Here is a 13,197-nt window from a genome sequence, read left to right as displayed (position 1 = left end):
CAGCAGACAACCCCTGAGCCCCATCACCCGCTCCGCGCAGGCCCCCATGCAAGCATTACTGCAAGAAATCCTCGACCAGGTCCGCCCGCTGCTCAGCCAGGGCCAGGTCGCCCAGTACATTCCCGCCCTCGCCCAGGTCGACCCGCAACAACTCGGCATCGCCGTACAGAGCCTGGACGGCCAGTTGCACTGCGCCGGCGATGCCCATACGCCCTTCTCGATCCAGAGCATCTCCAAGGTCTTCAGCCTGGTCCAGGCGATCAACCACAGCGGCGAGGATATCTGGTCGCGCCTGGGCTACGAGCCCTCCGGGCAGGCGTTCAACTCGCTGGTACAGCTGGAGGTGGAGAAAGGTCGCCCACGCAATCCTTTCATCAATGCCGGCGCGCTGGTGATCTGCGACATCAACCAGTCGCGCTATGCCACCCCGACCTTGTCGATGCGCGACTTCGTTCGCCGCCTGACAGCCAACCCACGCATCGTCAGCGACCCGGTCGTGGCCGACTCCGAATACCAGCACCGCGCCCGCAACGCCGCCATGGCCTACCTGATGCAAGCGTTCGGCAACTTCCACAACGATGTCGACGCCGTGCTGCGCAGCTACTTCCATCATTGTGCGCTGTCGATGAATTGCGTGGACGTCGCCCGTGGCTTTGCGTTCCTGGCCAACAGCGGCTACTGCCCGCACAGCGGCGAGCACGTGCTCAGCCCGCGCCAGGCGCAACAGGTGAATGCGATCATGGCCACCAGCGGGCTGTACGACGAGGCGGGTAACTTCGCCTACCGTGTGGGCCTGCCGGGCAAAAGTGGAGTGGGCGGCGGCATTGTCGCGGTAGTGCCGGGGCGCTACAGCATCTGCGTCTGGTCACCGGCGCTGAACGCCTCAGGCAACTCGCTGGCGGGGCTGCGGGCCTTGGAACTGCTCAGCGAACGGATCACTGGCTCGGTGTTTTCAGCAGTGCTGTAGGGCTGACGCCTCGAGCGCAGCGCGCCATGAAAAACAAACCCCACCAGGGAGAACCCTGGTGGGGTTTGTTTTATTACACCTACCCGTGACCGGGCTGACGCGATGTCAGAGGAAGTTGTAGGTGTAGCTCACGATCAGACGGTTTTCGTCCTGGTCGCGCTGGTTGACAGCGTCGGAACGCAATGCCGCGTTACGCCATTGCAGGCCCAGGCCCTTGAAGGTGCCTTCCTGAACGACGTAGGCCAAAGTGAAGTCACGCTCCCACTCCGAACGGTCCGAGCCCGGGGCATTAACATTCGTGCCCTTCAGGTAGATGGCGTTGGCGGTCAGGCCTGGTACGCCCAGCGCGGCGAAGTCGTAGGCGTACTGGGCCAGCCAGGTGCGCTCGCCGGCACGCAGGAACTTGCCGATCTGCACGTCGGTGATCAGGTAAGCACTTGCACCGTCGCCTTGGTTCAGGAACGGGAAGTCGCTGGTGCCGTTGACACGCTGGTAACCGGCGCTTAGTGCGTGGCTGCCCAGGGAGTAGGTGAACTTGGCGCTCCAGGTGCGGTTGTCCACTTCACCGTTGTTCTGGTAGCCCGATGCGCGATAGCCAGCCAGACGGCCTTCGGTGCTGGCGTTCTTGCCATCGGAATCGCTGTAGAAGTAGCGCAGGTCGGACTTCAGTGCACCAACCGGCAGCGCCAGATTGTGGGTCAGGCCCAGGAAGTGCTGTTTGTAGAAGTCGTCCAGGTTGCCGTAGTAGTACTGCAGCAGCAGGTCCTTGCTCAGCTTGTAGTCGGCACCGGCGTAGTAGAACGCATTGCTACGCTGGTTGGAGTTGCCGCTAATGGTCAGCGACTCCATGTTGGTGCTGTTACGCCCCTTGGCGTGTTCGAGCTTGCCGCCGATAAGGGTCAGGTTGTCGATCTCGTTGGAGGTGATCTGGCCACCCTCAAACGTTTGCGGCAGCAGGCGACCGTCGTTGTAGGTGACTACTGGCAGCTTGGGCTGCAGTACACCGAGCTTGGCTTCGGTCTTGGAGATCTTGACCTTGCCGGTTACGCCCAGGCTGCTGAAGTCGTCAACGGCGCGGCCATCGGAATCGGTCGGGAACACAGTACCGCCCTTGGCAGTGCTGGTCGGGTTGTAGTGGGTGCCTTTGCCCGAATCCAGGCGGAAACCGGTCAGGCCGATGGCGTCTACACCAAAGCCGACGGTGCCCTGGGTGTAGCCGGAGGTGAAGTTGAAGATGAAGCCTTGGCCCCACTCTTCCTGCTTGGACGGGTTGGCAGTGCCATTGCGGTTGTCGGAGTTGATATAGAAGTTACGGGCAGTGACCGAAGCCTTGCTGTCTTCCACGAAACCTGCAGCCTGCGCCCCCAGCGACAGGCTGGCCAGTGCAACGGCCACTGGCAATGTGCATTTGTACATGTGTGCTCCTTTCTAGCTTTTCTTATAGGCCTCTCGCTGAACGCGAGGGCCGACTTTCGATACGTTTGAATGTCACGCGTTATTACTTTAACAACAACCGAAAAAGATTTTTATTCGATTGTGCTATAGGGACCGAATGCTAGCAAAAAACCACCATCGGCAGGGAGAAAGGTTTCAGTTCCATGACCGCAGGCAGGGCTTTTAGAGATACGCTTGGTCGCCACAGCACACTGCTGTTTCGGCCGCTATGCAAAAAGGATGATGACATGCTGCGAATATTGGGTAAGGCGAGCTCCATCAACGTGCGCAAGGTGCTTTGGACTTGCGCTGAAATCGGCGTGCCTTTCGAACAGGAAGACTGGGGCTCAGGCTTTCAGTCGACCCAGACCCCGGAGTTCCTGGCCCTGAACCCCAATGCCATGGTCCCGGTGATCCAGGACGGCGACCTGACGCTGTGGGAGTCCAACACCATCGTCCGCTATCTCGCCAACCGCTATGGTCAAGCGGCAGGGCTTTATCCGGCCGACGCAGTGGCCAGAGCGCGTGTCGATCAATGGATCGACTGGCAGGCCAGCGATCTCAACCGCTCCTGGAGCTACGCCTTCATGTCTCTGGTCAGGCAGTCGGCAGCGCATCAGGATGAACAGGCGCTCAATGCCAGCATCGGCGAATGGTCGCGACATATGCAGATCCTCGACCAGCAGCTGGCAAAGACTGGCGCCTACGTTGCCGGCAAAACGCTCTCCCTGGCAGACATTCCTATCGGGTTGTCGGTAAACCGCTGGTTCCAGACACCGTTCAAGCACCCGCACCTGCCTGCAGTGGATGACTACTACGCGCGCCTGAGCGAGCGGGAAGGCTATCGACTGCACGGCAGAAACGGAACGCCCTGACCAAGGGAATAAAATTATTTTGCATATTAGAATATGAAAAAAATGAATTTCCATCATTTATCGCTGGCCGTTAGATTCTAAGAAGATGCCCGGCCAGCTCGTTTTCTTATAAACCGCTCAACGCCAGGCAGCCTTGTCCCACCAAAGGAACCCAGCAATGAGCGTCGAAATCCTTGGCATGATCACCGCGTCACCCGGCTCGGAGGTCGACCAACCCACGGGCGATGCGGTCGATCCGGACTACGTGCGTCGCTTCGCCCAGGCCCACGAAGCAGCAGGCTTCGACCGGATTCTGGTCGGTTACTTCTCCAACGGGCCGGAAGGCGCCGTCGTCAGTTCGTTCGCCGTCGCTGCCACCGAGCGCCTGGGTATCCTGCTCGCCTACCGTCCAGGGGTGATCAGCCCGCCCCTGGCCGCACGGCAACTGGCGACCCTCGACCAGTTCAGCAAGGGCCGCCTGGCCCTCAATGTGGTCAGCGGCGGCAATGACCAGGACCTGCAACGCGACGGCGACTTCCTCGATCACGACCACCGCTATGCGCGCACCGGTGAATACCTCGACGCCTTGAAAGCCATCTGGACCGCCGAACAACCGGTGGACTTCGCCGGCGACTTCTACCGTTTCAACGCCGCCTCGCCCGCCGTAAGGACCGTGCAGCGCCCGCATATTCCGATCTACTTCAGCGGCTCATCGGATGCCGCGGTGCGGGTCGCCGCGCAACATGCCGATACCTACATGCTCTGGGGCGAGCCCCTGGCCGCCGTCGCTGAGCATCTCGCCAAGGTCCGCAAGGCTGCCGCCGCGCAACAGCGCGCCCCGCGCTTCTCGGTATCGTTCCGCCCCATCGTCGCCGATACCGAGGAAGCCGCCTGGAAGCGCGCCGCCGAAATCCTCGAACAGGTCCGCGACGCACGCCAGAAACTCGGGCTAGCGCTGCACGACCATCACCCCGAGAACGTCGGCTCCCAGCGTCTGTTGGCCGCCGCGCACCAGGGCGAAGTGCTCGATCAACGCCTGTGGATGGGCGTTGCCCGCCTGACCGGAGCACGCTGGAACTCCACCGCGCTGGTCGGCACCCCCGAGCAGGTCGCCCAGGCGCTGGGCGAGTACTACAAGCTCGGCGTCTCGACCTTCCTGATCCGCGGCTTCGATCCATTGAACGACACCATCGAATACGGCAAGACCCTGATCCCCGCCATCCATCGCCAGATCGAACGCCTGGACACTCGCCAGGCCAGCTGAGGAAGCCCCATGAAACTGCACCACCTGATTCGCGTCACCCTCGCCGGCCTGTTCCTTGGCACCCCGCTGGCGCAAGCCATCGCCGCCGAGCAGGTCACCCTGCGCATCGGCGACCAGAACTACTACAACGTGCGCGCATCGCTGGAAGCCTCCGGGGCACTCAAGGATGCGCCCTACAAGGTTGAGTTCAAGCACTTCCAGTCGGCCGCACCGGTGGCCGAAGGGCTGGAGGCCGGTGGCCTGGACATCGGTTTTCTCGGCGACTCGGGCTTTTTGTTCCTGGCCGCCAAAGGGGCACCCGTCAAGCTGATCGGCGTCTCACGGCAGAACCTCGACACCATCGCCCTGCTGGTGCCCAAGGACTCCCCCGCCAAGACCATTGCCGACCTCAAGGGCAAGAAGGTCGCCTACTGGCCCGGCGCCTGGAGCCAGCAGTTGACCTTGCGCGCACTGGACAAGGCCGGCCTGCCGCATGACTACGTCGAGTTCGTCAAACTGATGCCAATCGATGCTGCCGCCGCACTGCCCAACGGCAGTATCGATGCCTTCCCGGTGTGGGAACCGTACATCTCGCAACAGATCGTGTTTTCCGGTGCGCGCAAGCTGGTCACCGCCCAGGGCCTGATGCCTGGCCTGAGCAGCATCGCGGCGCGCAACGATTCGATCGACAGCAAGCGCGCCGCCATCGAGGACTTCCTGGGCCGTCTGCAGAAAGCACGGGCCTGGGTCGGTGAGCACAAGGAAGCCTATGCCGACCTCTGGGCCAAGAAAGCCAACCTCGACCAAAGCGTCTCGCGTCATTGGATCGGCCAGGCCGACATGAGCGTAGGCCCGGTCGATGCGCAGGCCGCGAAGGACTACCAGGATACCGCCGACTTCCTTGTCCAGACCGGCACCCTGCCCAAGCACCTGGACACCGGCACGATCATCGACACGTCGTTCGACGGCGCATTCGCCCGGTAGCCTCCCCGTAAGTGCGAAGGATCAAGCCGCCAGCCGCACCGCATTGCGCCCGCCAGCCTTGGCCAGGTACAACGCGGCATCGGCCTGGGCGATCAGCCGTGCCGGGGTATCACCCTCACCCGGCACACCGCACCAGAGCCCGACACTGAAGCACAGCTCGATCTCCAGCCCGGCGAACCGCGCCGGGTTCTTCGCCATGGCTTCGCGCAGGCCGTTCAGCGCCGCCAGGGCGCCTTCCCCCTCGGTTCGTGGCAACAGCAGCAGGAACTCCTCGCCGCCGTAGCGCCCCAGGCTGTCCCCTTCGCGCAGCCTCTGCTGCAACTGGCGCACGCAGTGACACAGCACTTCGTCCCCTGCCAGATGACCGTGCACATCGTTGATACGCTTGAAGTGATCGATATCGATCATCGCCACGGCCAGGCTGTACTGCGCCACGCGCGCCTGCTCCAGCTCACGCTCGAAACGTTCCAGGATGGCGCGACGATTACCCGTCCCGGTCAGCACGTCGTGTCCGGCAAGGTGCTGTAAGCGCGATTCGCTGCGCTCCTTGGCCATCAGCACCAAACCAATGGAATACATCATCACCGTGACCGTGCCGATGGCCACCGACACCGTCTGCTTGAGGTTGCTGGTGTCGTAGCGCATCTCCTGCGCCGTGCCCGCCAGCACGGCCACCACCCGCATGCCCAGCCCCACCAGGCTGATGGCAGCACCGATCACCAGCAGCAGGTGTGCCCGGCCCTTGCCCAGGGCCCGTTGCCGGGCCCAGTAGAGAATCAACGCGCATTGCAACATCAGCACCAGGGTCGCCAGCAGCATGCGCGGCTCCACCGTCTCGAGCAGCGACATCAGGCCCAGCAGCATCAACAGCGGAATGGCGAAGATAGGCCGCCACGGCACCGGGCGCTCGCGCATCCGGAACAGGCTCGCTGAATAGAACGCCAGCGCCAGCGACAGCAGGCTGTTGCCCAAGGCATAGCTCACCCACAGAGGCGCATGCCCGAACAACGTGTAACAGACATAGGCCAAGGCATGGGCCAACAGCCCACAACCGGTCAGCAAGAGGTTGTCGCCTCGGTTGAACTGCCCGACCAGCAACAGGCAGAAGGCCAGGATCGTCGCCACCAGCGCGACCGCAGCGAACAGCGTAGGGGTATGGGCGATCATCATGATTCACCGTGTGGCAGATGGCCGTCTTCGTCGCGGCCTGCCTGACAGTCTAGGAGCCGTGCAGGCCCGCGACCATGACCGAGCGGGACAGAACAGCAGCCTACAGGCACGCCGCCTGTCCCTTGCGCGGTAATATTTTGTGCCACTTTGAAACCAAATGAATCCTGCCCGGTCTCAGCAGTTGTCCCGTAAACCTTTGCGGATCAAGGATTTCCATCGCCATGCCACGCCTTGCCAGTGTTTCGCTGATCGCCGCCGTCGTGCTCCTCGCCGGTTGCCACAGCCATCGCCACCATGATGACGATGGCTGGCGTGACGGCGACCGCGACCGTCACCGTTATCATCACCGCGATGATCGCGATGACGACGATCGTCGCTACCGTGACCGTTATTACCGCTGAAGCGTCTGCCCAATCCCTATCCGCCGCACACCTGCGGCATTCAACCCTGATGATTCCTTCGAGGTTCATGAAATCATGCGTCTGACTCTGCCTTCCCTCGCCCTGGGCCTGCTGCTGTGCCAGGGAGCGTTCGCCGGTGACGGAACCGCAGCCATTGGCGGCGGCCTGGGTGGTGCCTTGGGCAACGTCGTCGGCAAACAGATCGGCGGCAGCACCGGCGCCGCCATCGGCGCGGGCCTGGGTGGCGCAGCCGGCAGCGCCGTTGGCGCACGCAAGGGCAACCGCACCGAAGCAGCCATCGGTGGCGGCCTGGGTTCGGCCGGCGGCTCGCTGGTGGGCGGCAAACTTGGCGGCAGCAATGGCTCGACCATCGGCGCCGGCCTTGGCGGCGCAGCCGGCGGCGCGATCGGCAACCACCTGGGCGACAAGAACAAGAAGCACCGTCGCCACTGATTGACGCACTCGCCTGCAGGAGCGGTACGTGTGGGAGCGGCGGTTCGGCGCCCCGACTTGCCCGCGAAAAAGACACCGCGCAGCCTGGCACGGGCTGCGCCCGTGTTCGCGGGCCAGCCCGCTCCCACAGGGATTGGGCTGGCCTCTGGATTGTGAACAAGACGCTCAGCCGTCTTTCAGCCCAGGCGGTGCCACTCGCGCTTGTCCCGGCTCAGCAACTCATTGCCCTCCTCGGGCCCATCCTCACCCGCCTCGTACTCGTGCACTTCGCCCCCCTTGGCCCAGGCGTCGAGAAATGGCTGTACCGCACGCCAACCATTCTCGATATTGTCGGCCCGCTGGAACAGCGTCTGGTCACCGGTCAGGCAGTCGTAGATCAAGGTTTCGTAACCGGTCGCCGGGGTCATCTTGAAGAAGTCCTTGTAGGCAAAACCCAGCTCGACGTTCTCCATCACCAGTTCAGGCCCGGGGCGCTTGGCCTGTAGGTCGAACCACATGCCTTCATTGGGCTGAATCTGAATCTTCAGGTAGTTGGGCTTGGGTCGCTCCAGCTCCGACTCGCGGAACTGCGCGTAAGGTGCAGGCTTGAAGCAGATGGCGATTTCGGTGTCGCGCACGCTCATGCGCTTGCCGGTACGCAGGTAGAACGGCACACCCGCCCAGCGCCAGTTGTCGATCATCACCTTGAGCGCGACGTAGGTTTCAGTGCGGCTTTGCGTGTCGACATTGTTTTCCTCGCGATAACCGGCCAGCCGCTTGCGCCCCTGTTTGCCCGCCACGTACTGCCCCCGCACCGAGTTCTTCAGCGCCATCTTCTGCGACCAGGGGCGGATGGCACCGATCACCTTGGCCTTCTCGCCGCGAACGGCGTCGGCGCCGAAGGCTGCCGGTGGCTCCATGGCGACCATCGCCAGCAACTGGAACAGGTGATTGGGCACCATGTCACGCAAGGCACCGGTATTGTCGTAGAACGCGCCACGCGTCTCGACACCGACCGTCTCGGCGGCGGTAATCTGCACGTGGTCGATGTAGTGGTTGTTCCAGAACGACTCGAACAGGCCATTGGAGAAGCGGCTGACCAGAATGTTCTGCACCGTCTCCTTGCCCAGGTAATGGTCGATGCGATAGATCTGTCGCTCGCTCATCACCTTGAGCAGGCAGGCGTTGAGCGCCTCGGCACTGGCAAGATCGGTACCGAACGGCTTCTCCACCACCACCCGGCGAAAACCGCCCGCAGACTCGTCGAGCAAGCCGGCCTCGCCCAGGCGCTGGGCCACCTCTGGGAAGAAACGCGGCGAAGTGGCCAGGTAGAAGATAGCGTTGCCGTGACGGGTCTTGGCGATGCGCTTGCCGATCGCCGAATAGGTCGCAGGGTCCAGGAAGTCGCCGGTCTGGTAGTCCAGGCGCTTGGCCAGGCGCGACCACAGCCCTTCGTCCAGACACTTGCCCGCCCCCTCGCCGCCTTTGTCGCGCTCGATCATGAAGTCGTGCAGGCGCTCGGCGAACTGCTCGGCGCTGGCGTGATTATGGTCGACCCCGACAATCCGCAGGTTGCGGTCCAGCAAACCGTCACGGCTGAGGTTGTACAGTGCCGGCATCAGCAGGCGCTTGACCAGGTCGCCATTGGCGCCGAACAGGAACAGCGTGCAAGGCGGCGCTGCGGGAATCGTCTGTTTGCTCATGAACCCTTCTTCTCGACATGGCCGCCAAAGCCCAGGCGCATGGCAGACAACACCTTGTCGCCGAAGGTGCCTTGCTGCTGCCGTGAGCGGAAACGGGCAAACAGCGCGCTGGACAACACCGGCACCGGCACCGCCTGCTCGACCGCCGCATCGATGGTCCAGCGCCCTTCACCGCTGTCGGACACCGAACCGCTGAACTGGGCCAGGTGCGGATCGGCAACCAGCGCATCGGCGGTGAGGTCGAGCAGCCAGGAAGTGACCACACTGCCACGCCGCCAGACTTCGGCGATCTCTGCCACATTCAGGTCGAAACGCTGGTCCTCGGGCAGCTCGGGGCCGCCCTTGCTGCGCAGCAGGTCGAAACCTTCGGCATAAGCCTGCATCAGGCCGTACTCGATACCGTTGTGCACCATCTTCACGTAGTGCCCGGCACCGGGCGGGCCGGCGTGAATGTAGCCATGCTCGGCACGCCCAGGCTCGCCCGTGCGCCCCTGCGTACGCGCAATGTCACCCACACCCGGGGCCAGCGCCTTGAACAACGGCTCCAGGCGCTCGAACACCCCCTTCTCGCCGCCAATCATCATGCAATAGCCGCGCTCCAGGCCCCAGACCCCACCGGAGGTGCCTACGTCCAGATAGTGCAGGCCACGCGTTGACAGGTGAGCAGCTCGGCGCACGTCATCCTTGTAGAAGGTGTTGCCGCCATCGATGATCGCGTCGCCCGGCTCCAGCAGCTCGGCGAGCTGGGTGATGGTCTGCTCGGTGGGCTCACCCGCCGGCAGCATGATCCAAACGGCCCGAGGCGCCTTGAGTTTCTGTACCAGCGCGCCCAGGTCGTGGGCGCCCAGGGCACCCTCGTCGCTCAAGGCGCTGATGGCCTCACGGTTGCGATCATGTACCACGGTCTGGTGGCCTGCGCGCATCAGCCGTCTTGCGATATTACCGCCCATGCGGCCCAGCCCGACGATTCCCAGTTGCATGTGCCGATGCTCCCCTTGCGAAATAGATGACGAACGCGATTCAGGTGTTCAGGTTAGTCCAGCGTACCGCACGAGGGTTCACCGACGAACGGCGTGACCACCATAAACAAAAAAGTTCCCAAGGGCGGGGAAAGAATTCAGAATGCGCGCCGCACGAAGCGTCTACGCTTGTCACTGTCACCAGCCAAACTGCGAGGTGTGCTCATGGGTACCTACATGCCTGCCACTCCCCCCCAGACCCTCTATGTCACCGTGCGCCGCGACGAACTGCGCCAACTGAAGGACGAGCGCGACCAACTGCGGCAACAGGTGGCCGAGCTGAACCTGTTGCTCGAACAGGCCCGCCTGGGCAACAAGGCTGCCGGACGCTGACCTTTCGCCGCACCGCGCAGCCCCTGCGCACGCGACGCCCTGTCGTGCCCCGCCTCCTTAACCAGCGAAAATGCCTTCAAAGATAGTCGCCTGTTCCTATATAGGTCTCATCTCAGGCTACCTAGATTGAGCGACGCCGCGGGCCCATTCCGGTGCCTGCTTCGCGTGGAAAACACCCATGAACAAACTGACGTACTGGCTCCCGCTCGTTTTGCTGGGAAGCCTCAGCCTGCACGCGCACGCCGCGCCGCAGCCGTGCCAGCAGCTCGACGAGAAACAAGCCCTGGCGCTGTTCGAACGCTGGAACGACAGCCTGCGCAGCGGCGATCCACAGCAAGTGGCCAAACTGTACGAAAACGATGCGGTGCTGCTGCCGACGGTCTCCAGAACCCCACGCCTGACCACCGTCGAGCGCCTCGACTACTTCAAGCACTTCCTCGCCGACCAGCCCTCCGGCAAGCTCGACACTCATCACCTGAGCCAGACCTGCAACAAAGCCACACTGGCCGGGCTGTACACCTTCGACTTCGCCAAGACCGGGCAACAGGTCGCTGCGCGCTACACCTTCACCTACCGCTGGGATGGCCAGCAGTGGCTGATCCACCACCACCATTCCTCGCTGCTGCCGACCACCTGACACTGCCCGCATTCCCCGCCCAACGGATGCCTGTTGCGCCGCAGCAACGCAATGTCGCTGCGGCTTTGGTGCGCCAACGTTTGCGCAGATCAACGGTCATGCAAATAGTGACCAGCGGGTCATCCTGCCTACCTTTCGTCCCCTACACTGCGGATTCGGCCCGTGTTTTGCTCCGAAAACCAGTGACGCAATCAAGTCGAACTTTCCGAAACACGGGCAGGTCAGGAAGTAAGTAGGCCACGCAAAGGGACTTCCTCACGCGTCAGCCCGCCCACCCCACACTGTCCAGGCGCCTGTTCGGCCGGAATGCCGCTCGCGCTGTGCCTGCGCGCACGACCATGGGGCAAGGAATGCACTACGAAGATGCTGAAAGCCAAAGCGAGAACAGATACGAGATAAACGTAACGGGTGCCAGCACCCGCATGAACAAGGGACGGAGAGAAGTATGATCAGTGCCGCTGTCGAGCCTCACGCAGAATCATTCAACCTGGAAAACCGCGAGCCTGTTGCACCTGGCTTCGCCACGACAGGCAAGGCACCCGCTACCACGCGCCGCAACAATCCGCACAAGCGCAAGGTGCTGTTCGTCACCTCCGAAATCGCCGACCTGGTCAAGACGGGCGGCCTGGGCGATGTTTCCGCCGCCCTGCCCCGGGCGCTGTCACACCTGCACGATGTGCGTGTGCTGATCCCCGGCTACCCGCAAGTGGTCGATAGCGACAACCCCATTCACATCGTTGGCGAACTCGGTGGCCATGCTGCGCTTCCGCCGTGCAAGATCGGGCGCATGGACCTGCCGGATGGCCTGGTCATCTACGTGCTGATCTGCCCCGAGTTGTATGAGCGCGAAGGCACCCCATACGGTGCCAACAATGGCCGTGACTGGCCGGACAACCACATCCGTTTCGCCCGCCTGGGCCTGGCCGCCGCAGAGATCGCCGCAGGCGATGCAATGGCGCACTGGCGCCCCGATCTGGTGCACGCCCATGACTGGCCAGCCGGTCTGGCGCCTGCCTACATGCACTGGCGCGGCCTGAATACACCGACTTTGTTCACCATCCACAACCTGGCGTACCAGGGTGTCTACAGCCGAGGCTGCAGCCCGGAGCTGGCCATTCCCGACCATGCCATGCAGCAGGAAGGCATGGAATTCTACGGCAAGCTGTCGTTCCTCAAGGCCGGGCTGGCCTACTCGAGCCACATCACCACGGTCAGTGCCACCTACGCCCGAGAGATCACCACGCCCGAGTTCGGTTGCGGCCTCGACGGCTTTCTCGCCAGCAAGGCCCAGCAAGGCCTGCTGGGCGGCATCCCCAATGGCATCGACGAGAGCTGGGATTCGGCCACCGACACCCATCTGCTGCACAACTTCAGCATCAACGACTGGGAAGGCAAGGCGCGCAATGCCGAGCAGGTCCGCGAGCTGTTCGGCCTGGAGCCGTCCGAAGGGCCGCTGTTCGCCGTGGTCTCGCGCCTGGTCTACCAGAAAGGCCTGGACCTGACGTTGAGCGTGGCCGCCGACATCGTCCAGCAAGGCGGGCAGATCGCGATCATCGGCCGCGGCGAGCCGGAAGAGGAACAGGCCATGCGCGATCTGGCCCTGCGCCATCCTGGTCGCATCGGCGTGCGCATCGGCTTCAACGAAACCGATGCCCGGCGCATGTTCGCCGGCAGCGATTTCCTGCTGATGCCCTCGCGCTACGAGCCCTGCGGATTGAGCCAGATGTACGCACAGCGTTTCGGCTCACTGCCGGTGGCACGCAATACCGGTGGGCTGGCCGACACCATCGAAGATGGCGTCACGGGTTTCCTGTTCAACGAGTCGAGCGCCGAGAGCTACCGCGAAGCCTTGAACCGCGCCTTCTACGTACACGGCAAGAAAGACCTGCTCAATGCCATGCGCTGCCTGTCGATGACCCAACCGTTCAACTGGTGCCAGGCGGTGGAACCCTACGCTCGCCTCTACGAGGAACTGGTCTGCCAGGCACGCAGCCGCCACTACTGAACGAGGGCTACGAAG

At 63.1% G+C, this 13,197-nt stretch carries 13 protein-coding genes; 9 read left to right on the top strand and 4 right to left on the bottom strand.

Annotated features, from left to right (window positions below):
* Positions 1-46 precede the first annotated feature (46 nt).
* Entirely contained in the window at positions 47-967 is a 921-nt protein-coding gene (gene glsB, locus AC2CGW_RS16060; protein WP_186669433.1) for a glutaminase B, read from the top strand.
* Positions 968-1,072: 105 nt separating this feature from the next.
* On the opposite strand, the gene AC2CGW_RS16055 is transcribed toward glsB, so the two are convergent.
* The gene (locus AC2CGW_RS16055) at positions 1,073-2,383 is read right to left on the bottom strand and encodes an OprD family porin (RefSeq protein ID WP_484574288.1); all 1,311 of its coding nucleotides are present in this window, start codon (positions 2,381-2,383) and stop codon (positions 1,073-1,075) included.
* Between the two features lie 266 nt (positions 2,384-2,649).
* Here AC2CGW_RS16055 and AC2CGW_RS16050 point away from each other — a divergent pair, with 266 nt between their 5' ends.
* The 3 genes from AC2CGW_RS16050 (at position 2,650) to AC2CGW_RS16040 (ending at position 5,482) form a co-directional block, all read left to right on the top strand.
* A complete protein-coding gene (locus AC2CGW_RS16050; protein ID WP_186669437.1) occupies positions 2,650-3,276 on the top strand; it encodes a glutathione S-transferase family protein in 627 nt (208 codons plus the stop codon).
* Between the two features lie 178 nt (positions 3,277-3,454).
* Entirely contained in the window at positions 3,455-4,519 is a 1,065-nt protein-coding gene (locus tag AC2CGW_RS16045) for an LLM class flavin-dependent oxidoreductase (RefSeq protein ID WP_186669657.1), read from the top strand.
* 9 nt (positions 4,520-4,528) lie between these two features.
* A complete protein-coding gene (locus tag AC2CGW_RS16040; RefSeq protein WP_186669439.1) occupies positions 4,529-5,482 on the top strand; it encodes an ABC transporter substrate-binding protein in 954 nt (317 codons plus the stop codon).
* A 21-nt stretch (positions 5,483-5,503) separates the two neighbouring features.
* On the opposite strand, the gene AC2CGW_RS16035 is transcribed toward AC2CGW_RS16040, so the two are convergent.
* The gene (locus AC2CGW_RS16035) at positions 5,504-6,649 is read right to left on the bottom strand and encodes a GGDEF domain-containing protein (RefSeq protein WP_186669658.1); all 1,146 of its coding nucleotides are present in this window, start codon (positions 6,647-6,649) and stop codon (positions 5,504-5,506) included.
* Between the two features lie 224 nt (positions 6,650-6,873).
* On the opposite strand from AC2CGW_RS16035, the gene AC2CGW_RS16030 reads away from it, so the two are divergent.
* Together AC2CGW_RS16030 and AC2CGW_RS16025 are read left to right on the top strand one after the other, a co-directional pair.
* Entirely contained in the window at positions 6,874-7,053 is a 180-nt protein-coding gene (locus tag AC2CGW_RS16030) for a hypothetical protein (protein ID WP_186669441.1), read from the top strand.
* A gap of 75 nt (positions 7,054-7,128) precedes the next feature.
* Positions 7,129-7,506, top strand: coding sequence for a glycine zipper domain-containing protein (locus AC2CGW_RS16025; RefSeq protein WP_186669443.1), 378 nt, complete (start codon positions 7,129-7,131; stop codon positions 7,504-7,506).
* A 176-nt stretch (positions 7,507-7,682) separates the two neighbouring features.
* On the opposite strand, the gene zwf is transcribed toward AC2CGW_RS16025, so the two are convergent.
* Together zwf and gnd are read right to left on the bottom strand one after the other, a co-directional pair.
* Entirely contained in the window at positions 7,683-9,188 is a 1,506-nt protein-coding gene (gene zwf / locus AC2CGW_RS16020; protein WP_186669444.1) for a glucose-6-phosphate dehydrogenase, read from the bottom strand.
* Positions 9,185-10,192, bottom strand: coding sequence for a phosphogluconate dehydrogenase (NAD(+)-dependent, decarboxylating) (gene gnd, locus AC2CGW_RS16015; RefSeq protein WP_288375576.1), 1,008 nt, complete (start codon positions 10,190-10,192; stop codon positions 9,185-9,187). Before gnd ends, zwf begins: the two co-directional genes overlap by 4 nt.
* Positions 10,193-10,372: 180 nt before the next feature.
* Here gnd and AC2CGW_RS16010 point away from each other — a divergent pair, with 180 nt between their 5' ends.
* The 3 genes from AC2CGW_RS16010 to glgA all read left to right on the top strand — a co-directional run bounded on the left by AC2CGW_RS16010 (position 10,373) and on the right by glgA (position 13,182).
* The gene (locus tag AC2CGW_RS16010) at positions 10,373-10,540 is read left to right on the top strand and encodes a DUF6026 family protein (protein WP_186669448.1); all 168 of its coding nucleotides are present in this window, start codon (positions 10,373-10,375) and stop codon (positions 10,538-10,540) included.
* 178 nt (positions 10,541-10,718) lie between these two features.
* Positions 10,719-11,177, top strand: coding sequence for an SgcJ/EcaC family oxidoreductase (locus AC2CGW_RS16005; RefSeq protein WP_186669457.1), 459 nt, complete (start codon positions 10,719-10,721; stop codon positions 11,175-11,177).
* A 445-nt stretch (positions 11,178-11,622) separates the two neighbouring features.
* Positions 11,623-13,182 carry a glycogen synthase GlgA gene (gene glgA / locus AC2CGW_RS16000; RefSeq protein WP_186669459.1) on the top strand — a complete coding sequence of 520 codons (1,560 nt, stop codon included), beginning with the start codon at positions 11,623-11,625 and terminating at the stop codon, positions 13,180-13,182.
* The last annotated feature ends 15 nt before the right edge of the window (positions 13,183-13,197 follow it).

It is taken from the genome of Pseudomonas sp. SYWMCR5 (assembly GCF_057197165.1).
The sequence above is the reverse complement of the archived record's forward strand: the minus strand, read 5'-3'. Positions and strand labels throughout refer to the sequence as shown.

Coding starts and splice junctions, on each gene's coding strand:
- glsB (WP_186669433.1), top strand. CDS start 47: ATGCAAGCATTACTGCAAGAAATCCTCGACCAGGTCCGCCCGCTGCTC.
- AC2CGW_RS16055 (WP_484574288.1), bottom strand. CDS start 2,383: ATGTACAAATGCACATTGCCAGTGGCCGTTGCACTGGCCAGCCTGTCG.
- AC2CGW_RS16050 (WP_186669437.1), top strand. CDS start 2,650: ATGCTGCGAATATTGGGTAAGGCGAGCTCCATCAACGTGCGCAAGGTG.
- AC2CGW_RS16045 (WP_186669657.1), top strand. CDS start 3,455: ATGATCACCGCGTCACCCGGCTCGGAGGTCGACCAACCCACGGGCGAT.
- AC2CGW_RS16040 (WP_186669439.1), top strand. CDS start 4,529: ATGAAACTGCACCACCTGATTCGCGTCACCCTCGCCGGCCTGTTCCTT.
- AC2CGW_RS16035 (WP_186669658.1), bottom strand. CDS start 6,649: ATGATCGCCCATACCCCTACGCTGTTCGCTGCGGTCGCGCTGGTGGCG.
- AC2CGW_RS16030 (WP_186669441.1), top strand. CDS start 6,874: ATGCCACGCCTTGCCAGTGTTTCGCTGATCGCCGCCGTCGTGCTCCTC.
- AC2CGW_RS16025 (WP_186669443.1), top strand. CDS start 7,129: ATGCGTCTGACTCTGCCTTCCCTCGCCCTGGGCCTGCTGCTGTGCCAG.
- zwf (WP_186669444.1), bottom strand. CDS start 9,188: ATGAGCAAACAGACGATTCCCGCAGCGCCGCCTTGCACGCTGTTCCTG.
- AC2CGW_RS16010 (WP_186669448.1), top strand. CDS start 10,373: ATGGGTACCTACATGCCTGCCACTCCCCCCCAGACCCTCTATGTCACC.
- AC2CGW_RS16005 (WP_186669457.1), top strand. CDS start 10,719: ATGAACAAACTGACGTACTGGCTCCCGCTCGTTTTGCTGGGAAGCCTC.
- glgA (WP_186669459.1), top strand. CDS start 11,623: ATGATCAGTGCCGCTGTCGAGCCTCACGCAGAATCATTCAACCTGGAA.